Source organism: Pyrinomonas methylaliphatogenes, from assembly GCF_000820845.2.
GTDB lineage: Bacteria > Acidobacteriota > Blastocatellia > Pyrinomonadales > Pyrinomonadaceae > Pyrinomonas > Pyrinomonas methylaliphatogenes.
In genome coordinates this window covers 414,495-439,870 of sequence record NZ_CBXV010000001.1, presented here as the reverse complement: position 1 = coordinate 439,870, position 25,376 = coordinate 414,495, and the positions used below count along the sequence as shown (strand labels likewise).

Below are 25,376 nucleotides of genomic sequence, written 5' to 3'. Positions count from 1 at the left end.
ACCACCGTAGTCGCCGACGAATACACATGCTATCCCGTTAGCGAAGATGCCTGTTATTGTTACTATGATTGCTATTGCAAAGTGAGCGTGACTGAATGCAACGCGGCGCTGGATAGAGATGGGTTTGAAGATGTCGGGCAGGCCTATTAATCGATAGCACCAATCGCCGCCACGAAAGCAGAGACGAAGGAGGATGAGCGAATTCGCAGCGAGGGCCCTTTTAAATAAAGAGGGCAGATCGCTTATTCTGGTCCAAGAGGTTTATATGCGTCATGTCTCTCTTCTAGGGTCACTGTTTTTGCTCTTCCCTTTAAACGCAGCGGCAGTTACAGCCTATCCTCAAGAGAAGAAGGCGGGACGGTTGATAGCGATCACTCCCAATCGCCTCGCGCCTGAGCTTTACTCGGAAAAGCTCACGCTCAGAATCACGTTGATGAATCTTCCCGGCGCGAATGAGCCACGCAGTCTGTGGCAAGGCGAGTACAAAGTCTATTTCGTCGCCGAACGGGAATTCGAGAAGATCATGCGTCAGTTGAAACGAGAAGGCCGTGATCGCGAACTGACCCCTGAGCTATTCCCGCAAAAAGTTCTGCTCGCACAAGGAAGTTTCGCGAAGAACGGTTTGAAAACGTTGTCCGAACGGACTTTCATCGTGAAAGGCATAGACTTTAAAAGGAAGATCCCTACCGACCAGCAGACCTCTTTTGCAACAATCATGAGCTTCTACTCGATCAAAGTGTATGACGCGAAGCTCGGCAAAACGATCTATGATTCCGGTGTATTCTTCTCTCCTCCATTTGAAGTCCAAGGAAACGACCAGCGCTCGATGGCCCCGCTTTCAACCATCTATCTGAACTTCTACGTCTCAGAGGATGGCGACATATACAAGTCAAGTCGCAAAGAGGATAGCGGGAGGGAGGTATGGGGCATGACGAGATGAAATCAGCGTCCGGGATCGTTCTCTGGATGACCCCCTTTCAAGCGTTCGCCTTGGCCGCGCTTTTCACCATTACCTTCTGCGTCAGCTTCGTCCTCTTTTATTCGTTCCATGCGGAGAAGGAAGAGACTCAAGATCAGCCCGAGATGAATCTGCCGCTGCCCGATGCCGTTTTGGTCGATGAAGCAGATCGAGTCTTGCCGAACTCCGCTTTGAGGACCGGGAAGCTCATCCTAGTGTTCGTTACGCCCGATTGCAAAGCTTTTCTTAAAGAGGCAGAGTTTTTACGCGAAGTCGTCAGAAAGCGTCCAGATATCCCTATCTACGGCATAATCCCATTTGGTGATAAAGACAGAGCTTTACAAGAAGCAAAAGCGCATTTTCCGTTCAAGGTCTTTTACGATCAAAATCAACATTTGGCGGCAAAGCTCGGGATCAATCGCGTTCCGATCAAGCTCTTTGTCGAAGATGGCACGATCAAGAGAGGTTGGGGCGGGGCGATGATTCAACAGGCGAGGAAGGAGAGATTCTTGCGCTAGTTGGAGAAGATATAGAATAAGCGCAAAGCGAGTTTGCCGTTGGAGGTTGGGGCATGTTCAAATCGGCGATCAGCTTGGCTTTGATCTTGACGAATTCCTTGGGTGCGGCCCAGAAGAAAGAGTCTCAACAACCAAACAGAGCGACAGCGGCAAGACAGAAAGCCAGTTCGGACCAAAAAGAGGTTGATCGTCGAACTTTAATAACGCAGGAGATCATCGAAACGCTAAAACAAACGGCGAGCGAATCGAGAAATTGGGAGAGAAAAGATCTCGCCGCGAAGGCCCAAGCCGAGATCGCCGATCTACTGTGGGACCACGATGTCGAAACATCTCGCGCGATCCTCATTTCTGCATGGCAAACCGCAAAGCAGATCGAAGAACAGAAGCGGGATCGCTCGCGATATCGCAACCGTTCGCCGCTCCTTGAAGTGAAAAGCGAGGTTCTTCTCGTGGCGAGAAAGCGCGATCGCCGGTTGGCTGAGAAATGGCTCAGCGAAATCGAAGACGAACGGAAATCGAATGCTGAAGAGAACGACCGCGGCGTCTTTGACGATCGCACGCCAAAAAGTTCCGTCCTGTTGCAGACGGCGCTGGCTGTCGCTAAAGAGAATCCACAATTCGCCGCGGAGATCGCGCGCGAAAGCTTAAGGGATGGCATCTCGTTCGGCCTTCAGGAAGTGTTGGTCGCTCTGCAAGAGCGGTCCGTCGACTTAGCAGAATCCGTCTTTCGCGCTGCACTCGCTCGGCTGGCCACCAACGGATTGATCGACCCGAACGAGCTCTTGATCCTCTACTCCTACCTTTATAGGCCAGGCGTGATCTCCGCTGCTGGCAACAACCAGAGCCGCAGCGTTGTAACTTTGGCCGTCAGCAAAGCTCCAGCAAGGATCACGGCGATGGCACAGCTTAAGCCGCAGCTTGCCGCTCAATTTCTCGATCTCGCCGCGGATCTACTGCTGAACGCGCCGATGCCGTCGAGCGCGCCGAACGCGTCGCTCGAGGCACGCGCCGAGATCAATGCGCTGGATCTGCTCATTCCGCGCGTCAGAGAAGTAGCGCCCGAAAAGGCTGCGTTGCTCGCTCAAAGAGCACAAGCGATCGTCGCCGACGCGCAATTCGCATCTGGTTTACCAACTTCCCCTGAAGGCTACATCGAACCTCGGCCACATGAAAGCAGAAGCGAGTACGCCCAAAGGCGCGTCGAGTATCTCGAAAGCTTAGCCGAACGCGAGGCACCCGGTCTAAGGCGCGACCTAGCCTTCGCTAAAGCCGCGCTCGCCACGGAGGTCGAAAACTACGAACGCGGGCAGCAGATCGCCGCGCACATCAACGATGACGAACTTAGGTCCGCGATCAGCAATTGGCTCGCTTATCGTGCGACGCTTCATCTCCTCAAGCTCAAAAGATTCGATAAAGCGCGTCAACTCATCGACAACAATAGCGATCTCGCTCAACGCGCCGTCTGTTTAATCGCCGGAGCGCAGAGGATGATTGAAGAGCAAGATTTATCGCGCGCGCGGGATTGGTTACGCGAAGCAAGTAACTTGATCGCACGAGCACCTCTTGATGGAAGCTGGACTAAGATCGCGTTGGGCATCGCGGCAGCCTACGGTAAGTTCGATAAACTCGCAGCGTTGTCTGCGCTTCAGGAAGCAGTGAAACTGATGAACAAATTCCCCGAAGCTTCGGTTTACGGAGAGGAGCCGCCGTCGTTGGCCCGCTTCTCGGGCATTCCCGGAGTGGAAACCGACATCGCGGCAGTCGGTTTTGGTTTAGATTCGGCCCTATCCAACTTCGGGATCGAAGAGTTCGATGCTGTACTCGGCATCTTGCGAGGCATAGAGAGAGCTGAGGCCGAAGGATTCGCAATGATCCATCTATCCCGCCGGATTCTGAAAACCGAGGTCCGCGAAAAAGGTTAGATCGCAATGATCCACACAGTGACCATTAAAATGGCGGGCTTCCCCTTTCACTGAAGGAGGCTTACATACAGCCCAATATTCGTGCAAGGGTCTCAAAAGTTGATGAAAATGTGGACAAACGTGGCGAAAGATGCTCTTTCGCGTCGCAGATCGCAACGTCGGTGAGCGACTTCACGCCATGAAGTAGTTGATGTGTTGTTTTTCTTGTGATAGTTTGTTTCATTGGTGATTCGCGAGCGCCACACCGTGACCTACCAGACGCGGCTGCGCCTCGATGACGAGTCAGCCGCCGCTCTCGACCGCTATGCCGAACTGTTTGGTTGTGTCGAGCGCAAATTGTTCGCGCGGTTGTGTGCTGGAGCGAAAGCATCGCAAGTCAAGCCAGATTTCTGTCGCCGGTACGGATTGACGGCGCGGCAGTTCAACTCCGTGCGGGTCACGTTGGAGGGCAAGATGGCGGCGGCGCGTCGTGTGCTGCCGCAGCGGATCGAGGAGTTAAGGTGGCGCATCGCGCGCGCGCACAAGGTGATCAAGAGGTTGGCGCGGCGCGCTCCCTGATCAAAAGCGCTTCACGAAAAGAAGCGCCGTCTCGAACATCTCTGCCGGCGACTCGACCTTCTGACGAGAGATCTAAGTGAGGGGCGTGTGCGGATCTGTTTTGGCGGGCGGCGGCTCTTTCGGCGGCAGTTTCATCTTGAGGATAACGGCTATCGTGATCATGAGCAGTGGCTAGAGGAGTGGAGAAGAGCGCGCGCCAATCAGTTCTTTGTGGTCGGGAGCAGCGATGAAACTGGCGGCAACCAATCATGCGTCGCCACAGTCGCTGAGGACGGGACGCTGCGCTTGAGGTTGCGCCTGCCGCCCGCGCTGGCGCATGAATACGGCAAATATCTAGAGATCGGCGGGATACGCTTTCGCCACGGACACCAACAGATCATCGCCGCGCTAGAATCAATAACGATAAAGACGACAACCAGTTGTGGCCGCCGTGTGACCAAGCGCATTGGGCGGGCGATCAGTTATCGATTTTTGCGGGATGAGAAGAGTTGGCGGCTGTTTGTCACGGTGGATGAGGATCTGCCGCCGACGGCGACTTGGCGCGAGTTGGGGGCCATCGGCGTTGACGTCAACGTGGATCATCTGGCGGTGGTGGAGACGGACGGCGACGGCAACCTCGTCGAGTGGTGGTTGATACCGTTGCGGCTTCGAGGCAAGACGAGCGGCGAGCGGCGTGCGGTGATCATGCAAGCGTGTGCGCGCGTGGCTGAGTTAGCGCGCGAGCGCGGGCTTCCGGTGGTCATCGAGCAGTTGGATTTTGCGCGCAAGCGTGCGGAGTTGGAGGGCGTCGGTGCTGATCGCGCCAGAGAGTTGTCGTCATTTTCGTATTCTCAGATATTGGATTGTATTGATCGGGCGTGTTGTCGGCGTGGCGTGGAAGTCATCCGTCGGAGCGCCGCCTATACGAGCGTAATCGGTGCGGTCAACTATGCAACTCGATATGGCGTGAGCGTACACGTCGGCGCGGCGTGTGCGGTCGCGCGCAGAGGATTGGGTTTTGCGGAGCGTCCCGTTGGAAGCGAGGCGCGTGTTCCGACACGCGGGGGCCGTCATGTCACCTTGCTGCTACCTGCAAGGAATCGCGGCGAGCATGTGTGGCGGTTTTGGGCTTGCGTTCTGAGGGCGCTGCGAGCGGTGCATGGAGCACACACCGAGTGTGACCGACGGTCGCCACCTTCCGGTCAGATCGTGGATCCACCGGGAGCGTGCCGACTCGGTGTTTCGGGTGAAATTCCCGAACGCGAATCGTCAACAGAGCCGTTCGGTTGACGTCGTGGATAAATGTCCATGCTTTTAGGAACGGTGGGCTTTCTTGGCGGATTCTCGTAAATGCCCAAGCAACTGACTAACAAACACCCGTGACTTCGCTCTCAAGATCAACCTAAGTCTTCACGCGGAGACTGAAGGCCATGTGAGGTCATCGCAGCGCACAGTTTATTGACGAGCGAGCGAAGCTGAAACTATAATCCGAGCGCCGATGGGCTTTTTACGCGCGAAAGCTTTTCGCTCCAGAGGGCTCATTACTTTACTGCTCGCTTTATTGGCGAGCATTGCGCCTATTGCTTTCGCCGACTCTGCGGCGCGCGCGTCAATCTGTTTCACGAGCAACGGTTCTCATCGAGCAAGAGCTTGCTCCGGTAGCACGCGCCATCTAGATCTTCGCAGTCGCGAGAAGACGCCGCCATCAGCCAGCGCTAAACTAGACAAATTTTGCGGCAAGGATTGGGTAAAGCGCGAGGTCTTCAACCATCCAACCTCTTTTCTTCGCCACAAAAGCTGGGATCGAGCGCTGACCCCAAACGACGCACTGGCTGGATTCTGTCTTTCTGATCTAGCCACCGCGCTTTCGGGATGGTCAGCTTCATCGATTAAACGCGGCGATAAAGCTATCGCCGCACGCCCTCTTCTTCTGCTCGTCTCCCGTTTCGCCGCGCGAGCGAGAATCCCATTCGAAAATCGATCAACTCTGCCCGGTTATTGCTTAGGCAATTCTAATCGTGCTCCTCCCGCCTGCTGACCACCGCCCTTAGTCTCCACAATCTTCCCTTAAGCCATCTCAGCAAATCGCCGATCTAAGCCGAACTAGATGGGGGTTGAAGGACCGTCCCCAGAGAGTCCCGGATTATCGGCAGGATCGCCGAAGACTGCGTTCACTGGATAATCATTCTTGGCGTTGAACACTGGTCCAAAAATTTCATCTGCTCTGTGAGGAGGCGATTTCATGCTCAGAAGAGACTTCATCCCTTACGCAATCATGCTTGCTCTATGTCTAGGCGGATTCACCCTCGGCGAAGCGCAAAACATCAAAGGGAGCATCGTCGGAAGGGCTACTGACACGAATGGCAGCGCCATACCGGGAGCGACCGTGCTGGTCCGAGATTTGAAGAAGGAGCTCGTTTTTGAAACGCTCACGGATGATACCGGCGAATTTCGCTTTCCGTCACTTGAAGTTGGCGAGTATTGTCTCGAGATCAAGAAAGGAGGATTCGCTACTTTCCGAAGCGCCGAGATCTCATTGCTCGTCGGCGAATCGGTCAAGGTCGAGGCGCGCCTGCAACCCGCCGAAGTCTCAGCGATGGTCATTGTCAAAACCGACGTCGTTAGCACGTTGACGCTCGACGACGCCAAGCGATCGCGGAGTTTCAGCGACAGTGAGATGAATGATCTGCCGGTGCAGGCCGGGACACAGGGGCGGAATTACTATGCGCAGGCGCGAAGCGCGCCCGGAGTCGCCTTTTCGCCTCAGGCGCACGCTCCGTTCACCGTCAACGGCAATCGCCCACGAAGCAACAATTACATGATCGATTCAGTTGACGCGACCGATGCCAACACTGGCCTCATCGCTGGACGCGGAGTAACGGAACAACTCGTCAGCCAAGAAGCGATCGCCAGCTTCGAAATAATCACACACAATTTCAAAGCCGAGCACGGACGAAATTCCGGCGCCATCGTCTCGATCATCACCAAATCCGGCACCGATGAGTATCACGGTAGCGCCTATTGGTATCACAACGATTCGGCGTTGCGGGCGCGCAACTTCTTCGAAAACGAAAAGCCGGCCTCGCTTTCCAATCTCGCTGGCGCCACGCTTGGCGGCCCGATCGCCAAACGACGAGCTTTCTTCTTCGCGCAGTACGAAATCTTCCGCGTGCGCGGCACGCAGAACGCTCTTTACCAAGGTTTGACGGCGGCGGAAAAGGCGATGGCCGACCCGCACGTTGCGCCGCTGGTTGCTCTGTACCCAACGGTTCCCTCGAGCGCGGAGCGCTTCTTGAGTCTGGGCGTGCCGTCGGCGACCGATCAACGAACTTATCTCGCTCGCGGCGATTGGTTCATCAACGCGCGTCAAAGCCTGATGGTACGCATCAATGACACGCGCGCTGATCGTCAATCCTTCGGCGTCGGCAACATCTTGACGAGCAGAGCTCCGGGCGAGCGACGCACGATCAATGCGACGATTCAACATACGTGGACCATACGACCCGAGCTCTTGCTTGAAGCTCGCCTCGGTTTTAACCGTCAGGTCGAGCATGATTCTGATTCACCAGATCCCCTATTCTTGGGCGATCAGAAGATCAACGGTGAAGTCGGATTGCTCGTTGTGACGGGTTTGAGCACGCTCGGCATCCCTTCATACCTCAATCAGTATCAGTTCCAAAACAACTACCAAGCGATGGGCGACCTCACTTGGGCGCGAAAACGCCATACGCTCAAGTTCGGAGCATCTTTTAGAGCGATTCAAGTCAACGGCGGCAATCTAGACAGCAGCTTTCGCGGGCAGCTGACCTTCAACAGCATCGCGGACTTCCTCCGCGCGCGTCCAGCCGTCTACACGCGCAATCTGGGCAATCCGCGCATCGGGTTACGGCGCGATGAACTTCACGCCTACATCCAAGACGATTGGCGCGCGACGCCCAGCTTGGCGCTCAACCTTGGACTTCGCTACGAGATCAATACGGCACCGCGTGAAGTGGCCGGTCGTCTCCCCTTGCAGAAGCTGTTGCGCACCGACTTTAGCAACTTCGCGCCGCGCATTGGTCTAATTTGGTCGCCACTTGCTGGGATGGCGATGCGCGCCGGATACGGCATCTATTACAACGTCGTCGAAACGACGTTTCTCGGCTTGACGCGCTTCGTCCCGCCGCTCGTCACAAACTACGTGGCCTACAATCCGACCTTTCCGAACCTTTTGGAGCAAGCGCGGATCGGATTGCCAAGCGGTCTCGTCATCCCGAGTCAGGATGTGAAGACCCCATATGCTGAACACATCAGCCTTGGGATCGAACGGGAGCTCGGCCATCCGCAATCCACGCTCGACATCTCTTATGTCGGTACGATGTCGCATCATCTGTCGCGCACGCGGCGACCGAACGGTGGAGAGCAACTGCCTCAAGCGCGACGCCCCGACCCGAGTCGCGGCGTCATCAACCTTCTTGAGACTACAGCTAACGCCAGCTACCATGCGCTGCAAATCGGTTGGACGCGACGTTTCAACTCCGATCTTCAAGTGCGCGCCGCCTACACTCGCTCGAAGTTCATCGATGAGATCTCAGATATCATCTCGACTAACACTGGCATAGATCGTCGCTTGCTCCCGCTCGATGAGAACCGCCTATACCTCGATCGCGCCGTTTCCGATTATGACATTCCCCACTCGCTGAGCCTCACCTACATATGGCGCTTGCGCCGCCCGAGAATGGGCATCTTGCTCGAAGATTGGACCATCTCCGGCATTATCGCGTATCGTTCCGGCCTTCCTTACACTCTCTACTCGGGGACGAACACACCTTCCGGCAATAACAACAATCGCTTGAACGATCTTCCGGGGGCGCTCGCACGCGACCCGTCGTCGCCGGTGCCAATCCGCATCGCGCCAGGGGTCGCGCCATCGCAACTGATCCCTCGACCGGGGAGCTTGGGCACGCTCGGACGTAACACGGAGCGCGCCGAGAGCTTTTACGAGTGGAACGTATCGCTTCAGCGAGACTTCCCCTTACGCGAGAGGCTGCGATTACAGATGCGCATCGAAGTCTTCAATCTGTTCAACGCGACCAACTTTAACGAAGTGGACAACGTGCTCTCTTCGCCCACTTTCGGGCGTTACAAATCGGCCTTCGATCCGCGCCGCGCACAGTTCGTGCTGCGCGTCCAGTTCTAACCCAAGGGCGAGCAAAGCGGCACACATCACGATCTCAAGCGAAACTGGAGGTTGGGATGAGAAAACCTCTTTACAATCTGCGTGGACGTTCGAAGAGACTTTTGTACCTTTGGCACAGGCGGCTCGGTTTTGTTGCCTGCATGGCGATCATCCTGTGGGGCTTGAGCGGCATCTGTCACCCGTTGATGAACTGGACTCAACCGCGCCCAGCCACGGCTATCCTGTCGCTTCCGCCCCTTAAATTCGATCAAATCATGCTGACGCCTAAAGAGGCGCTAGCGCGCAACGGCATCGAGCGTTTTGCCGCGTTCGACGCGATCTCCTGCTCCGATCACGTTTATTACAGAGTGAAGCTCCATCACGGCGATCCGCCGCTCTATCTTGACGCGCGAGATGGCGCGCCGCTCGCCGATGGAGAGGCGATTTACGCAGCCTATCTTGCGCGCGAGTATTTGAATGATCGAACGCATGCAATCACGGCGATCGAAAGGCTGACCGCGTTCGATGCCGAATACGGAGAAGTGAACCGCTTGCTTCCAATCTACAAAGTTAGTTTCAATCGCCCCGATGGGATGCGCGTTTACGTCGATACGGAGAGCGCAAGACTAGGAACCTTGGTCAATAACACGAAGCGCAGACTCTCATGGTTTTTTGAAACTTTCCACAACTGGACCTTTCTCGGATCGAACGGTCCTTTGCGTTCAGCGCTGATGCTCATCTTCGCCGCCCTCGCTCTCTCAACGTCGCTGAGCGGCCTATTGATCTATGGCCTTTTGTGGAAGAGGTTCGCCGTCATCAGGCAGAGCGATCGTCGGGGAGCATTGCGGCGCTATCATCGGCAACTGGGCCTTCTCGTCTCCGCGACGATGCTCAGTTTCTCCGCAAGCGGAGGGTTACATGCTTTCGTCAAACTTCGAGGAGACGAAGCCGCAACCACTGCGCATCGCGCGACCGCCGATTTCAGCGCAGGAGACCTCTCCGCACCGCTTTCGCGCCTTATCGCGACTGAAGCGGCGGTGACGCGCATCGCGCTCGTCCGGCTGGATGGGGAACCCTGCTATCGAATCATGCGTGCGGACGGAGGGGTAGACTATTTGAGCGTGAAAGGGGAACGCAAGCTTGGCAGCGATGCGGAAGAAAGATATGCGCGCCAACTCGCCGACTCGTCGTGCAAGATGGGCGACGCGCGTCTCGTTTCCATCACTCGGATCGGTCAATTTACCGACGAATATGGCTTCATCTACAAAAGGCTACCTGTCTTCAAAGTTCAGTACGACGATGGCGCACATACGCGCTGTTATATTGATCCGACCGATGGAGCGTTGGCGGCTTCATTTCGCGATGGGTTAGAGCGCTTCGAAAGCTGGAGTTTCACGCGCCTTCACAAGTGGCACTTCTTGAATCCATTGGGGACGTTCCGGCGCGATCTGTTGATGATCGCCTTCGCCTTGGGCAACGTCGCCGTAGCGATGCTCGGCGCAACGGCACTCTTCGCCGATAGAGGCTTTCGTGGAATCAAGGCAGCGAGCTGTAAGCAGCAACGTGCGCGCCTCACCGCAAGCCGATTCAGAAGGATGGCGAAGAAAATTTGATGGAACGCCTCGCATCTCTGTTAAAATCTCGACTGCGCCCACAAGGAGATTTCAAAGCCGAGTCTTCGAAGAAGGAGAACCGCACCACGTGAAGAAGATCTTCTCCATTCTATTGTGGACAGTCATTTCCATACTCGGCGCGCTCGCTTTCGCCGTTCTCGCGCTCAACAACGGCGAGACGATCAGCGCCGCGTGGTTGATCATCGCGGCGGTGGCGACTTACGCTGTCGCCTATCGCTTCTACAGCAAGTTCATCGCTTACAGAGCCCTCGGCGTCGATGACCGGCGCGCGACACCTGCTGAGATTCACAACGATGGCAAAGACTATGTCCCGACGAACAAATGGGTACTGCTCGGCCATCATTTTGCCGCGATCGCCGGCGCTGGTCCACTGGTCGGTCCTATTCTGGCCGCCCAGATGGGATATCTGCCCGGCACGTTGTGGATCATCATCGGCGTCGTGCTGGGCGGCGCGGTCCAAGATTTCGTGATCCTCTTTCTTTCGATGCGGCGCGACGGGCGTTCTCTCGGACAGATCGTGCGCGATGAGATCGGACCGTTCAGCGGCTTCCTCGCCCTGATCGGCATCCCGACGATCATGGTCATTCTGATCGCCGTGCTCGCGCTCGTCGTCGTCAACGCGCTGAAGGGATCGCCGTGGGGAACGTTCACGATCGCGATGACCATCCCGATCGCGCTCCTGATGGGCGTCTATATGCGCCATCTGCGACCGGGTCGGGTTCTCGAAGGATCGCTGATCGGACTTGCCCTGCTCCTGCTTTCGCTCTGGCTGGGCCAACATGTGGCCGCCCATCCATATTGGTCCAATCTATTCACCCTAAGCGGGACGACGCTCGCTCAATTGATGATCCTCTATGGTTTCACGGCGTCCATCTTGCCGGTCTGGTTGCTGCTGGCGCCGCGCGATTACCTTAGCTCATTTCTCAAGGTCGGCACGGTCTTGCTGCTTGCGATCGGCATCCTGATCGTCCTCCCGCCGATCCACATGCCCAAGATGACGCGCTTCGTGGATGGGACCGGTCCGGTTTTCAGCGGCGATCTCTTCCCGTTCCTGTTCATCACGATCGCCTGTGGAGCCGTTTCAGGCTTCCACTCGCTGATCTCGTCTGGCACAACGCCCAAGATGATCCAACGCGAATCCGAAGCGCGCATGATCGGCTACGGCGCTATGTTGATGGAATCTTTCGTCGCCGTGATGGCGATGGTCGCCGCCACTTCGCTCACACCCGGCATCTATTTCGCCATGAACTCCCCAGCGGCGGCGATCGGAAACGACGCGGCGACGGCTGCCGCGAAGATCAGCCAGTGGGGGTTCGCCATCGATGCCCAAACGATCACGCAATGGGCCAAAGACGTCGGCGAACAGACGATCCTGTCGCGTACTGGTGGGGCGCCGACGCTCGCCGTCGGGATCGCCGACACCTTCTCTAAATTCATGGGCGGCTTCAAAGCCTTCTGGTATCATTTCGCTATCCTCTTCGAAGCCGTCTTCATCTTGACGACGATCGATGCTGGAACGCGCGTTGGGCGCTTCATGTTGCAAGACCTGTTGGGCAACATTTGGCGACCGCTCGGGCGCACAGAATCGTTCGGCGCTAACGTTCTAGCAAGCGCCATCATCGCTTCGACGTGGGGTTATTTCCTCTACCAAGGCGTCACCGATCCTCTAGGTGGGATCAATACGTTATGGCCTCTTTTCGGCATCGCCAATCAGATGCTGGCGGGCATCGCGCTGAGCGCGGCAACCGTCATCCTCATCAAGATGGGGCGAGCCAGATATAGCTGGATAACTTTCGCGCCGCTCGCTTGGTTGCTTGCCGTCACCTTAACCGCCGGTTGGCAGAAACTGTTCTCGCCGGATCCAGCCATCGGTTTCCTCGCTCATGCGCAAACGGTCGCTAATGGCATCGCCGAAGGGCGGCTGATCGGTCCGGCGAAATCGATGGCCGATATGGAGAAGATGCTGTTCAATGACCGCGTGGACGCTCTGATGACCGCGATTCTGATCTTCGTGATCGTCGGAGTCTTCCTCGACGCGATGCGCGTCTGCTATCAAGCGTTGATCGCCAAACGCAAATTGGAGCTGAAAGAAGCGCCTTTCGTCCTATCGTCCGGCGCTCAAACTTAAAACGTTTCGCCTCGGAGGCAAGCGATGAAAGCGGCGATGGAGAGAGCGAGAAGATTGATCGGCAGATTGAGCGCGGCGATTCAGACCATCTTCGGGTTACCAAACTATGGGGCTTATCTCGAATGGCACGCCACGTTTCACCCTGGAGAGGCTCCACTTTCGAGGCGGGCATTCTACGATCGCCATTTGAAGGATCGCTATGGTCGAGGTGGATTAAGACGCTGCTGTTGAGACGGCGCCCGTACAGTTAGAATTCATCTGCTTGCGATCGAGAACTTCGGTCTCGCTTCCGCATTTCGCTCTGGATCGCACCCAGATCGCGGAATTGGTATGTGATGTATTGTTCCGTGATCTCTTGGCACAACCTCGTCCTCACCTCAGATTGGGATGTTGCTTGAGCCACTCGGCACGCAGCATGAAGCTCCCTTCCGTCGCGACGCGATCACCCCGCGCCACTCCTTCGAGCACTGGATAGAAACCTTCCTTTTCCTCTCCGAGTCGCACAGGGCGGACGAGGAAAAGTCCCGGCTCATCGGTCGCCACGAAGACGACCGTCTGATTACCGACCCATTGCACCGCCGACTTTGGAACGACTGGGACCACGCGCTCGCCTTGACCGAATTCGACGTTGACGTACATATCGATTTTGAGCGACCGATTGGGATTGGCCGCTTCGATCCGCACTTGCGCTGTGCGCGTCGCTTCGTCTAGATTCGGCGCGATATAGGTGACGCGCCCGTAGAATGCACGCCCCGGATATGCCGAAGCGGTCATGCGCGCGATGCTTCCGACATGAACGCGCGTCAGATCTTTTTCGTAAACTTGCGCGATGATCCACACGCTCGACAGATCGGCGATGCGCAAAAGCTCCTTATTCGCTTCAACGACCTCGCCGAGATTGATTTTGCGATCGATCACCGTGCCGGATACCGGGGCGACGATCTGAACCTCGGAATTGATCTGCGATGACGAACGCAGAGCCTCTATGCGCGACGCCGACATCCCTAGCAACGACAATCGTTCGCGCAACCGCGCGACCTCCGCTTCTGCTGATCTGAGCATTGTGGTCGCCTGTTCTAACTCCTCGCGACTGGCCGCGCCGATCTCGACCAGTTGCATCACACGGCGATGATGTTTGTGGTGCTCATCGAGTTGAGCGAGCGCTTTTAGGTAATCCGATTGCGCGACTGCTAACTCATCGCTGCTGATCGTAACGATCGGTTGCCCGCGCCGTACATATGTGCCCAATTCCACGTTTATCTTTCGAACGATGCCACCGACGAGCGAAAGCACGGGCGTCGTGCGATAGGAGTTCGGTTGAACGACGCCGGGTATCGCTTCGAATCCTTCGATCCCCGGCATCGCGCGTTCAGCGACCGGCTCGATCTTAATCTGCGCGCGCGCGATCCATTCCGGCTCGACGCGCAACGTCATCGCCTCATCGGGAGCTACCGTCTGCGTGACAGGCTCTGACGATGGAGCAGGAACGGGACGTCCGGCTTCGCTCGCCGCCCGCCGCCATAACCAAAGGGCCAGCGCGATAACGATAATGGCGATGATCGCGCCGAGCCAACGCGCGCGCAATCTGCGCCGATCACTGCGACTTTCGATCTTCGCCGTGACGCTTTCTTCTTTTTGCCCTTTCTCGATCATTTCGCCGGTCCGTTGATCAACTCAGGGGCGTTTATCGCCCGCGCCACTTCGACGCGCGCCAGATAAGCCTCCAAGAGCGCTTCGACATAACCGGTCTCGATTTCGATGAAGCGGCGTTGTTCGGCAAGATAGTCGAGCAGAGTTTTCGCCCCGAGTTCATATGTTCGTCTGATCGTTTCGAGGTTTGCGCTCGCCGCATCGCGTACGCCGAGCCGGAATATCTCCAAGGCTCGTATCGCGCTGTTGTAACGCGCGTAAGCGGCGGAGACTTCACGACGCACGGTGAGCTCAGCGAATTCGCGCCGCCGCCGTGCGGCTTCGGCCTCCTCGATCGCCGCCTCGATCGCCCCTCGATTGCGATTTCGCACCGGCAGGCTGAAGGTTACGCCGAACATGAGCGAGTGCGAGGTCATGCGAAGAGGGGCGAGACCGCCGCGTTCGCCGATGCCTAAAAGCGGGAAGCCGAGGTTCATCCGCTCATAACCGGCCATCAGATCAGCTCCCACACGACCTTCGGCGCGCGCTTGCTCGATCCGCGCCTCAGCCAACTCTTCCGCCACGCGCGCGGCGCGCAAATCGGGCCTTGCACTGAGCGCCTGATTGATCGCCTCATCCATCGCTGGCAATTGATCTTTCTGGACCAGATCGCCGCGCAGACGTAAAGGCTCATCCGGCACCATCCCCATCATGTTGCGGAGCTCAAGCAGCAGAACTTCGACTTTGCCGAGTTCGGTTTCGCGTAAAGAGCGGATGCGATTGATCTCAACCAGGGCGATGTTCTGTTCGAGCGGCGCGCTCCGGCCTTCGCTGACTCGCGCCGCGATGAGCGTGTAGTTGCGTTGGTCGAGCCGGAGCAGATCTTCGATGAAATCAAGTCTTCTGAGGGCAGCGAGCGCTTCGCCGAATTTCGCGCGCACGTCCGCCGCACGCTGTCGCTCCAAATCTGCGAGTATCGCCTCACGCAACTCCAATTCGCGCGCAGCGACGGCGATGCGTGCCGCACGCCGTCCGCCGATCTCGAGCGGTATCATGCCAACGACGCGCGTGGTATTGTCTGGACCAGCCATCTGTTCGGCGCGTTCGACTCCGATCTTCGGATCGGGCCTCAATTCCGCCTGTCGCAAACGCGCGCGCGCCGCCTCGATCTCAGCGCGCATCGCTTGGATCTCGCCATCATGAGCCAATGCCTTCGCGACCGCTTCGTCTACCGTAACTCCGTTGACCGGATCGAGGTATCGCGCTAGCGACGTTTTGACTTGGGTCACATCCTGTCCCATCGCCGACCCAGTCAATAGGAGCAGAACGATCAACCAGAACGACGGCGATGCGATAAACCTTCCCATCTCCCCGATCCCCTCGCTTTATCGTAAAGCCTCAGCTCTCTCTGCGAGAACGGGCCTCCTCTTCAATTCGCGCTCGCGCAACCAAAAGAAGATGACGGGCGTTACGATGAGCACATGGAGCAAGCTTGACGCCATCCCTCCGAGCACAGGCGTCGCCAACGGTTTCATCACTTCCGCCCCTGCGCGCGCGCTCCACATAATGGGGAGCAAGCTCGCGATGACGGTCGAAACCGTCATCACCTTCGGACGCAAACGGAGCAGCGCACCTTCCATCACCGCTTCGACCAACAATGCGCGCGTCAGATGACCGGCTTCACGGCGTTTGCGTTCGACGGCTTCTTGCAGATAGATGACCATGACGACCCCGGTTTGCACCGCTGTGCCGAACAACGCGATGAACCCAACCCAAACGGCGACGGAGAAGTTATAGCCAAGTAACCAGAGCAGATAGATGCCCCCCGTCAACGCGAACGGAACGGCAAGCAGAACGTGCGCCGCTTCGAGCGCCGAGCCATAAGTGAAGTAGAGCAAACAGAAGATGATGGCGATGGTAAGAGGGACGACGATCAGCAAGCGCCGACGCGCATGTTGCTGATACTCATACTGTCCGCTCCACTCCAGATAGTAACCGGGCGGCAGCTTGATCTGCTCCGCGATAATGCGCTTCGCCTCCTCCACGAAGCTTCCGACATCGCGCCCGCGCACGTTCAACAACACTGTGCCGCGAAGAAGTCCGTTCTCACTTTGAATCATCGCTGGTCCTTCGACGCGCCGGATCGACGCAAGAGCCGCTAAAGGAATGGGCGCACCCGATGGCGAAGCGATCGGGATCCGCCCTATCGACTCAGGAGTCGAGCGGAATTCCGGGGCGTAGCGAACGCGTATCGGGAAACGGCGTCGCCCTTCGATGGTCGTTGAGATGACCGTTTCGCCGATCCCGTTCTCAATCACATCTTGAACCGTTTGCGGATCGATCCCATAACGGGCCGCCGCTTGGCGATCGATTTCGATGTCAAGATAAGGCGCACCGCTCAATTGCTCAGCATAAACGTCCGCAGCGCCGGGAATCGTCCTTATCAGATCGGCGATGCGGCGCGAGAGATCCTCGATCGTCCTTAGATCTTCGCCGAAGATCTTGATGCCCACTTCTGAACGGATGCCGGTCGAAAGCATCTCGATGCGATTGATGATCGGCTGTGTCCAGATATTCACCACGCCGGGCATCCGCAGCGCTTCGTCCATCTCGGCGATCAGCTTTTCGCGCGTCATGCCCGGTCTCCACGCATCTTTCGGTTTCAAATGAACGATCGTCTCGTTCATGTTGACCGGCGCCGGATCGGTCGATGTCTCAGCCCGCCCGACCTTTCCCACGGCCCACTCGACCTCCGGGAAGCTCTTCAAGATCTGGTCCTGACGGCGCAAGATGCGCAACGCTTCGTCGAGCGAAATGGCCGGATCGGTCACAGGCATATACATCAAATCACCTTCATCGAGCGTCGGCATGAACTCCGTGCCGATCCCTCGCGCAAGCCAGATCGCGCCGACAAACAGCGCGACGGCCAATGAGATGGTCAAGACGCGATGGTCTAACGCCCGACGAAGCAATGGGCGATAAATCGCCTGCAACGCGCGCATCACGGGGTTATCCTTTTCGGCATGAACTCTCCCGCCCAAAAGGATGGTGCAAAGGACCGGAACAAGGGTGACGGCGATGACCGTCGAACCGACCATCGCGAAAGTCTTCGTGTAAGCGAGCGGATGAAACAGCTTCCCCTCGCGCCCCGTCAAAGCGAAGACCGGAAGGAAAGCGAAGATGATGATCGCCATCGAGAAGAAGATCGGACGTCCGACCAAACGAGTCGAATCCAAAACCGTTTGCCATACGCGCCGGCGATCGCGCGTATCGACCCGCTGTCGCTCTATGGATCGAAAGGCGTTCTCCGTCACGACGATCCCGGCATCGACGAGCACGCCGATGGCGATCGCGATCCCCGCGAGCGACATCAAGTTCGATCCTATGCCCCAGTAGTACATGCCGAGGAACGCGATGAGCACAGCTAACGGCAACGGGATCGTCACGATCAGAATCGAGCGGAAGTGCGCAAGGAAAATGATGTGGGCTGCGGTGACCAAGAGCATCTCTTCGATGAGCGCGCGTTTGAGCGTGTCGGTCGCGCGATCGATCAACTCCGTGCGATCATAAAAGGGTACAATCCTTACGCCCTTCGGCAACCCTTGCTCCAAACTTGCGATCTTTCGCTTGACCCCCTCGATCACCTCATGCGCGTTCGCGCCATAGCGCGCGATGACGACGCCGCCGACCGCTTCATGGCCGTTCTTGTCAAGCGCGCCCGCGCGAAAAGCGTCGCCGATTCTGACTTCGGCGACATCTCGCACGTAGATCGGCGTGCCATGCGCTGAACCGATGACGATCCGCTCTATATCCGCAGGCGACTCGATCAAACCGAGACCGCGCACAACCGTCCACTCACCCGCTTGTTCGATGACGTTACCGCCGACATTGCTGTTCGCCCGCTGGACCGCTTCGATGATCCGAGAGAAAGGAATATCGTAAGCGCGCAGCCTATTCGGATCGACATCGATCTGATACTGCTTCACGTAACCGCCAACGCTGGCGACCTCAGCGACGCCGGGCACGGAATTCAATTGGTAACGCACGAACCAGTCCTGCAACGTGCGCAGATCGCGTAAGTTCATCTCATCGCTTTCGAGCGTGTACCAGAAGATCTGCCCAACGCCGGTCGCATCGGGTCCCAGCGTCGGCGTTGCGCCCGCCGGCAAACGCTTGGTGAGAAGATTCAAGCGCTCGAGAACGCGCGTCCTGGCCCAGTAGAGATCAACATCATCTTCGAAGATGACGTTGATCATCGAAAAACCGAAAGCGGAACTGGCGCGTACGGCACGGACGCCGGGCAACCCCTGAAGGTTGGTGACAAGCGGATAAGTGATCTGATCTTCGACCTCCTGAGGCGAACGTCCGGGCCAATCTGTGAAGACGATGACTTGATTATCCGAAAGATCCGGGATCGCGTCGATCGGCGTGCGCAGCAACGCCCAAAATCCCCAGAGCGCTATCCCCGCATAGAGGATGAGCACCAGCGCTCGATTGCGCAACGAGATCTCGATTAAACGATCGATCATGACAGACCCATTCAACAGATCACTGGGCCATCACGGGGAAGGATAAACTTCCCTTCCCGGCTGGTCCTTCATAAGTGATCTGCGCCTGCCACTCGCCGGCCATCTCGAGTTTGACTTCGCCGCGATAGACGCCGGGCCGCTTGGTCGTCGTCAGCGTCGCCCGATCGTTCATCGCCGGCATGGTGCCCATCGCAGGCATGTAGAAATTGAGCGCGACCGCGCCGACATCCACCGTCTTTCCAGTGCTATCCTTGAAGATGAGGTAGAACTGCTGCTCGCCGTGCTTAAGCGCGCCGCTCGCGCTCGACAGCTCGACCGTTAGACCGTTACCCGCCGCTGCGCTTTTGATCACCTTGCCCGTGTCCGCATCCGAACCACACGCGATGAGAAGCGCAGCGCCAATCGAACAGATCAAAGTCGCCAAAATAGACCTCCGCATCTTCATTCACCTCGCAAGAAGAGTCTTATATCTGAACGGCGATCCTCCGAGCCGGAAACCGGCCCTCTCAAATCGCCAATCGATCGGATCAGCGGTCGCTGTGTATTGCAAATCAGAATCAGACTGAAAGCTCTCAAATCGCCAATCGATCGGATCAGCGGCCCACACGCTACGGACTCTCGCGCCCTTCCCAACCGTCCAGCTCAACGAGCGCTTTGAGAACCGCCCAACATGTGGACACACTACGGCCCAGATGACCTTAAATGAGAAGCGCGAGATGGAGGATGTATTGAGGGCGGGAGTTCAACGCGATGGCGCGTTCGATTCGCCGTGCATCGCCATCCGAGATAAGGTGGAAGGAGCGCTCGCTTTGTTGATGGATAGTGGAAACAGCCAACCGTGAAAGTTGGCAACCGCTCGATTGAGCGTGCTCGCCGCTCTGCGAACAATAGAACAGACAGCACAAACGCGCTCCGAAGGCAAGCGGCCCGTTCTGACATGAATAAGCGACCTCACAGCAGCTGCAAGCCCGATCAGCGAAAGTCAACGAACTGCCCAACAACGCGCCGTTTATCAAGGCCGCGATGAGCAGGATTTCCATGTGCCGCTTCCGCGCCCTGCGCCCTTTCATTGAGCTTACCGCCCTCGACAATGTGGAGCAGCCCAAATCATACCACATGAGGTCGCTTAACGTTCAACTGTGCAAACGCGCCGCAACTTCGCAAGAATCCTTAGCTGAAGAAGAGGCGCGCAATCCCTCATTCAGTTTGTAAGGGGCGCGTCGGTCTGCGCCCCCCTAACTCGATCAGGGCGCTGACTTTTCGCCGCTACGACTCGCACCGCTCTCTTCGCCCGCGACGACACGCCCTTCAGGATTGACGAAGGTGATCGTCGTCCCGATCTCTTTGAGCGAACGAAGACCCGGCTCGATCGCTTGTCTATCCCCAACGATGAGGATCGCCATCCTCGACGGATCAAGATAACGTTTGGCCACGCGATTCACGTCATCGAGCGTCACGGCGCGAATGCGCGCGATGTAGTTATTGAAGTAATCGTCCGGCAGATCGTAGAGCACGATATCTTCCAAACGTCCGGCGATCTGCCCTGGGGTCTCGAAACCGCGCGGGAAACCGCGAATCAGCGCCTGCTTAGCATACTCCAGCTCATTCGGCGTGATGGGGATCTCGCCACGTATGCCGCGCAACTCTTTCAAGAACTCTTCGACGGACTCCTTCGTCACGCCGGTGAAGACCCCAGCGGAAGCGACGAATGGACCAGCGCCGCGACGGAAATCAAACGCGGTCCGCGCCCCATACGTGTAACCTTTGCTTTCCCGCAAGTTCAGATTGACGCGCGAGACGAACTGCCCGCCGAGGATCGTGTTGAGAACCAGCAGAGGGAAATAATCCGGCGTTGAACGTTCGACGCCGACTTGCCCGATCTGGATGACTGACTGCGCTGCACCGGGGCGATCGACCAGATAGATCGCCGCATGATCGCGTGGCGCGACGGGCGGGATGTTGACTTTGGGCACTTCGCCCGGCTTCCAGTTGGCAAACGCCCGCTCGAGCTTGGGGATGATGGTCGCCGGAGTGACATCGCCGACGACGATCAAAGCCGCATTGTTCGGACGCATGTATGTCTCATAGAACCGGCGCACGTCGTCAACACCGATCGCTTTGACCGAATCTTCATCGCCCGTCAACGGATGGCCGTATGGATGATGGCGCCCATAGAGAAGCGCAGCGTAAACGATCTGGGCGATCGCCTCGGCATTGTCGCGGCGCTGGCGGAAAGACGCGAGACGTTGAGCGCGCAACCGCTCGAGCTCGCTTTGCGGGAACGCCGGATTCGTGATGATGTCGGCAAACAGATCCAAAGCGCGATCCAGATGGCGCGTGAGAGTCAAAAGATTCGCGCTCGTCGCATCCCAGCCCGTGCCGATGTTGAATTGCGCTCCGATCGCCGCAAACTGATCGGAGATCTCTAGAGCCGAGCGCGTCCGCGTCCCTTCATCGAGCATATCGGCTGTCAGGCTGGCCAGCCCCGCCTTATCCTGCGGATCAGCCGCCCCGCCGGTCTTGACGACCAGATTCATCTGGACCAGCGGCAACTCATGATGCTCGACCACTAAGACCTCAAGCCCGTTGGAAAGGCGACGCCGCTGAATCGGCGGCAGACTGAATTTCGGATCAGGTTTGGGGCGTGGCAGCTTCGCCATCGCGGCCTGTGCGCTCTGGCCCACGCCGCCCTCCTTCTTCACAGTCCCGTCCGCCGCGGGCGCGCCTTCCTTTGCTTCCCTCCTCGCCCCTTGACGCTGTGCCTGTGGAACAACGCTCAAAACCAACCTTTTGTCGGTCAAATACTGATTGGCGACCCGCCGCACGTCTTGCGCTGTGACGCGCCGGTATCGGGCCAAATCCTCTTCGAAGTATCCAGGGTTGTTGAGAAAGATCGCGTACTGGTTGAGCTGGTCGCTCTTGCCGCCGAAACCGCCCACCGTCTGCAGCCCATAGATGAAATTGGCTTCGATGACGTTATAGGCGCGCTCCATCTCTTCGCGCGTTGGGCCAGAGCTTTTGATCTTCGCTAATTCTTCTGCGATCGCGCGCTCCAACTCGGCGAGCGATTTGCCCGGCTTGGCGGTTGCGACTATCTGGAATTGACCGGCGATCTCGCGCGAGAGATTAGCGACGAACACATCCTGTGCGATCTGCCGCTCATAGACGAGCGATTTATAGAGCCGCGAACTGCGCCCCCCGCCCAAAATGCGCGCGAGCATGTCTAACGCCGCATCATCTGGCGTCCACTGCGGAACCGAATGCCAAACCATATAGATGCGCGCGAGCGAGACGCGATCCTGCATCGTCTCGCGTATCTCGTGATCGAGATGGGGTTGCGGAGCGGAGACCGGCTTCACCTCTGGACCGCGCGCAATCGGGCCAAAGTATTTTTCGACCAGACGGCGCGCTTCCGCTGGATCGAAATCGCCCGCGATCGCCAAACTGGCATTATTTGGCGTGTAGAAACGACGGAAGAAAGCCTTGACATCCTCCATCGAAGCGGCGTTCAGATCGTCCAAAGAGCCGATCGTCAACCAGTGATACGGATGCGTCGGCGGATAGATCAATTCGGCGATTCGCGCCGAAACCAAGCCATAGGGACGGTTATCGTAATTCTGGCGCTTCTCGTTTTTGACGACCTCGCGTTGGTTGTTCAACTTCTCCTCCGTGAGCGCATCGAGCAAACCGCCCATGCGATCGGCCTCCATGAAGAGCGCCAATTCGAGGAAGTTCGAAGGGACAACCTCCCAATAGTTCGTTCGATCGGCATTGGTCGAACCGTTCAACGTGCCGCCCGCCTCTTGAATCGGCTTGAAATAATCATCGTCGTAATTCTTCGATCCTTGAAACATCATGTGCTCGAAAAGATGCGCGAACCCGGTCTTGCCCGGAACCTCGTTCTTCGAACCGACGTGGTACCACACGTTGACGGCGACGATCGGAGTCGAATGATCCTCGTGCAGAATGACCCGCAACCCATTCGGCAGCTTGAACTCCGTGTAACGGATCGGCGGTAGGACGCGCGCGCCCTCCGCTTTCCCTGAAGTCGCACCTGTGTTCCGTCTCATGCTCCCTCTTTGCGCTGAAACGCTGGAGAGAATCAAAACCCAAACCAATAGGATGGATGCTAAACGCCTGCCCCTCATGGTACCCCTCCTTCCTGTCGAGCGTGGCGATTCGCGCAAAACTCGCGCTGTCGGATGACGTCACGCCGGTCAGCGTTAAAAACGATAAGGTGAGTAGAGCCGGATGAGGATTTTAGCTCTCTCGCCAACCGTTCGCAATCGACCGTCTAGGACTGCAGGCAGATGGGATTCCGGTCGTCACACACGAACGCGAGAATTGTTGATGATGCGATCGTCCATGTCACAGCTTAAGAGAAAGCGCGAAGCGAATGTCCCTCACCGGGCCAGCGCTGGAGATGGCCAATCGCTGCCCCCGCTCCTGCCTTTCCCCCTTATCGACGGAACCCGGCAGCCCGGCCGCAATCACGATGTTGGGCTCGATGCGGAAACGCACGGTCTTAGGTTCCTCGACGCTGACGATGAGTTTCGCATCGCTGCCCCCGATCGCGAAACGATCATCCCCAAGGGGCATGATCGTTTCATCGGCATGGATGAGTTCGGTGATCACGTGCGCTTTGGCTAGCTGCAACGTATCGATAATCCGAAAGCCGCCTTCCGCCGAGAAACGGAATTCGCGCTCGAAGCGAAGAAGATCCAACTCAGGCATATAGGCTGATGTGACATCGGCGCGAATCACGACTTCTTTATCGCCCAACTTCGCCTCGAGAATTCTGATGCGGTTTAGCAAATCGTAGGGCACTCCACTGAACGCATCATGCCCTCGACCCTCGCGCGCCTGCCCGCGGCCATCGACGAGCGCCGTGTTATGATGCGCCGTTAGCGGAACGCCGGCGTAACCAGAATCTCCAGTAAGGTATCGTCCTTTAGCATAGATGATGAAACTTCCAGCATCCGGGTGCGCATGACCTGACGACAGGTGCCAGTCGGAAAATCTCTTCAACAATTCCGCCGCGTGATGCCCCTCGGGCGGACCGCACTTGAAGGCGAAGGCCACAGCCTCTTTGCTCCAACCGCTTCGCCAGTAGATTACTTCATGATCCGTGAAATAGTGCCAACGCGCCTGTTTTTCGATCGGAACAGGCTGCACCGTCGGATCATACCAGATGAGTGACCAGAAATCCTCCGCGTTGAGCTGTCCGAGCTTGCGCAGCCACTCTGCGACGCCCTGCGCTTCACCATCACGAAAGCGCGCCGCCGTCGCATAGAGAAGGTTGTAGTTCGAAAGGAGATGGCCACCCGGATGCGTGCGCTGATGATCTTCGCCGCGTCGCAAGCGCGTAAGCGGCCCTTCGAATGCATCGCCGAAATCGAAGATGTCGCGTCCGGATGGCAACATCGTGTGGGCTACGTACTTGTGCATCGCGCGCAAGCCCGGTTGATCGTAAAGATCTTCGCCGGTCGCATGCCGATGCGCATCCAAATAGTGGATGATCCACGGCGTCGCAAATACCCAGTACTCGAACCCCTCATAGTAGTAGCCATCTGGCGTGTACGTAGCAAGCACGCGATCGTAAATGGCACGCGCCAGACGCGCCCACTCGGGCGCATCTTCGACCTCGTCGTAAAGCGCATAGGCGGCGACAGCTAGACCAGCGATCGGAATGAAAACATGATTCTGACTGTACGAGTAGGTGCGGCCCGGTTTCGGCTTGTAGTAATCGAAGAGCAGACGGGCCTGCTTGATAAGTTTATCGCGGTAACGCGCGCGCTCTTTCTCCGTCAGATCGTGATAGAGCAGATCGTATCCCCAACCGAGCCCATAAAGGAGATGCCCGGCGGCGAGATCCACGTTCGGTTTGTTGTAGTAATAACCCCACACGTCGTAGCTTACGGCAGCTTCCATATACTTGCGCGCGGCGGCGAGCAGGCGCGGATCGCCTTCGATCCTGTAAGCGAAAGCGGCCTCGGCGATCCCTATCCCCACCTCGTTCTGCGCGCGCCGTTCTTGAGCCGGAGCGGGCGGTGGGTCGCGCCGCAAAGCGCGCACCTGCGACAGCGCGCGTTGCCACAACTCGCGATGCGTCGTGCGCGCGCGTTGGCGAAGGAGCTCAAGCTCCTCTTCCGTGACAAAAACTCGTGGATGAACGCCGCGCAACTCCGGGCGCAACGTTGCATGGCGCGTCCGCATCAGCTCTTCAAGCGGGTGCGGTCGACGACTCGCCCTGGCCGGATTATCTTTCGGTCCAAGAGTTTCGTAGCGATCCTGCGGAAACGAACGACTCGAAAAGAGCAAAAAAGAGATCACCAGCAAAGCTATCAAATCCCTCACCATCGG

At 57.4% G+C, this 25,376-nt stretch carries 15 protein-coding genes; 9 read left to right on the top strand and 6 right to left on the bottom strand.

Annotation, left to right across the window (positions count from 1 at the left end):
* The first annotated feature begins 361 nt into the window (after positions 1-361).
* From PYK22_RS01680 to PYK22_RS18290, 9 genes are all read left to right on the top strand, one after another.
* The gene (locus tag PYK22_RS01680; RefSeq protein WP_157770612.1) at positions 362-940 is read left to right on the top strand and encodes a hypothetical protein; all 579 of its coding nucleotides are present in this window, start codon (positions 362-364) and stop codon (positions 938-940) included.
* On the top strand, positions 937-1,476 hold the full coding sequence (locus PYK22_RS01675) for a peroxiredoxin family protein (RefSeq protein ID WP_157770611.1): 540 nt from the start codon (positions 937-939) through the stop codon (positions 1,474-1,476). Before PYK22_RS01680 ends, PYK22_RS01675 begins: the two co-directional genes overlap by 4 nt.
* Positions 1,477-1,949: 473 nt before the next feature.
* On the top strand, positions 1,950-3,398 hold the full coding sequence (locus PYK22_RS01670) for a hypothetical protein (protein WP_157770610.1): 1,449 nt from the start codon (positions 1,950-1,952) through the stop codon (positions 3,396-3,398).
* Positions 3,399-3,620: 222 nt separating this feature from the next.
* On the top strand, positions 3,621-3,956 hold the full coding sequence (locus tag PYK22_RS16200; protein ID WP_060635213.1) for a hypothetical protein: 336 nt from the start codon (positions 3,621-3,623) through the stop codon (positions 3,954-3,956).
* 87 nt (positions 3,957-4,043) lie between these two features.
* Entirely contained in the window at positions 4,044-5,225 is a 1,182-nt protein-coding gene (locus tag PYK22_RS01665) for an IS200/IS605 family element transposase accessory protein TnpB (protein WP_060635212.1), read from the top strand.
* Positions 5,226-6,177: 952 nt separating this feature from the next.
* Positions 6,178-9,114 (top strand): TonB-dependent receptor, encoded by a 2,937-nt coding sequence (locus PYK22_RS01660; protein WP_041973476.1) that lies wholly within the window; start codon positions 6,178-6,180, stop codon positions 9,112-9,114.
* Between the two features lie 56 nt (positions 9,115-9,170).
* Positions 9,171-10,706: a PepSY domain-containing protein gene (locus PYK22_RS01655; protein ID WP_083437509.1), complete on the top strand. Its 1,536-nt coding sequence runs from the start codon at positions 9,171-9,173 to the stop codon at positions 10,704-10,706.
* Positions 10,707-10,794: 88 nt separating this feature from the next.
* Positions 10,795-12,855 carry a carbon starvation CstA family protein gene (locus tag PYK22_RS01650; protein WP_041973472.1) on the top strand — a complete coding sequence of 687 codons (2,061 nt, stop codon included), beginning with the start codon at positions 10,795-10,797 and terminating at the stop codon, positions 12,853-12,855.
* A gap of 24 nt (positions 12,856-12,879) precedes the next feature.
* Positions 12,880-13,086 carry a CstA-like transporter-associated (seleno)protein gene (locus PYK22_RS18290; protein WP_041973471.1) on the top strand — a complete coding sequence of 69 codons (207 nt, stop codon included), beginning with the start codon at positions 12,880-12,882 and terminating at the stop codon, positions 13,084-13,086.
* A gap of 141 nt (positions 13,087-13,227) precedes the next feature.
* Here PYK22_RS18290 and PYK22_RS01640 read toward each other — a convergent pair whose 3' ends face one another.
* From PYK22_RS01640 to PYK22_RS01605, 6 genes are all read right to left on the bottom strand, one after another.
* On the bottom strand, positions 13,228-14,508 hold the full coding sequence (locus PYK22_RS01640; protein ID WP_041973469.1) for an efflux RND transporter periplasmic adaptor subunit: 1,281 nt from the start codon (positions 14,506-14,508) through the stop codon (positions 13,228-13,230).
* Positions 14,505-15,851 carry a TolC family protein gene (locus PYK22_RS01635; protein WP_083437508.1) on the bottom strand — a complete coding sequence of 449 codons (1,347 nt, stop codon included), beginning with the start codon at positions 15,849-15,851 and terminating at the stop codon, positions 14,505-14,507. The genes PYK22_RS01640 and PYK22_RS01635 overlap by 4 nt, the downstream gene beginning before the upstream one ends.
* An 18-nt stretch (positions 15,852-15,869) precedes the next feature.
* Positions 15,870-19,013 carry an efflux RND transporter permease subunit gene (locus PYK22_RS01630; RefSeq protein ID WP_041973464.1) on the bottom strand — a complete coding sequence of 1,048 codons (3,144 nt, stop codon included), beginning with the start codon at positions 19,011-19,013 and terminating at the stop codon, positions 15,870-15,872.
* Positions 19,014-19,032: 19 nt separating this feature from the next.
* A complete protein-coding gene (locus PYK22_RS01625; RefSeq protein ID WP_157770607.1) occupies positions 19,033-19,452 on the bottom strand; it encodes a FixH family protein in 420 nt (139 codons plus the stop codon).
* An 805-nt stretch (positions 19,453-20,257) separates the two neighbouring features.
* Positions 20,258-23,083 (bottom strand): M16 family metallopeptidase, encoded by a 2,826-nt coding sequence (locus PYK22_RS01610; RefSeq protein ID WP_041973457.1) that lies wholly within the window; start codon positions 23,081-23,083, stop codon positions 20,258-20,260.
* A gap of 298 nt (positions 23,084-23,381) precedes the next feature.
* A complete protein-coding gene (locus PYK22_RS01605; RefSeq protein WP_041973455.1) occupies positions 23,382-25,373 on the bottom strand; it encodes a DUF4962 domain-containing protein in 1,992 nt (663 codons plus the stop codon).
* Positions 25,374-25,376 lie beyond the last annotated feature (3 nt).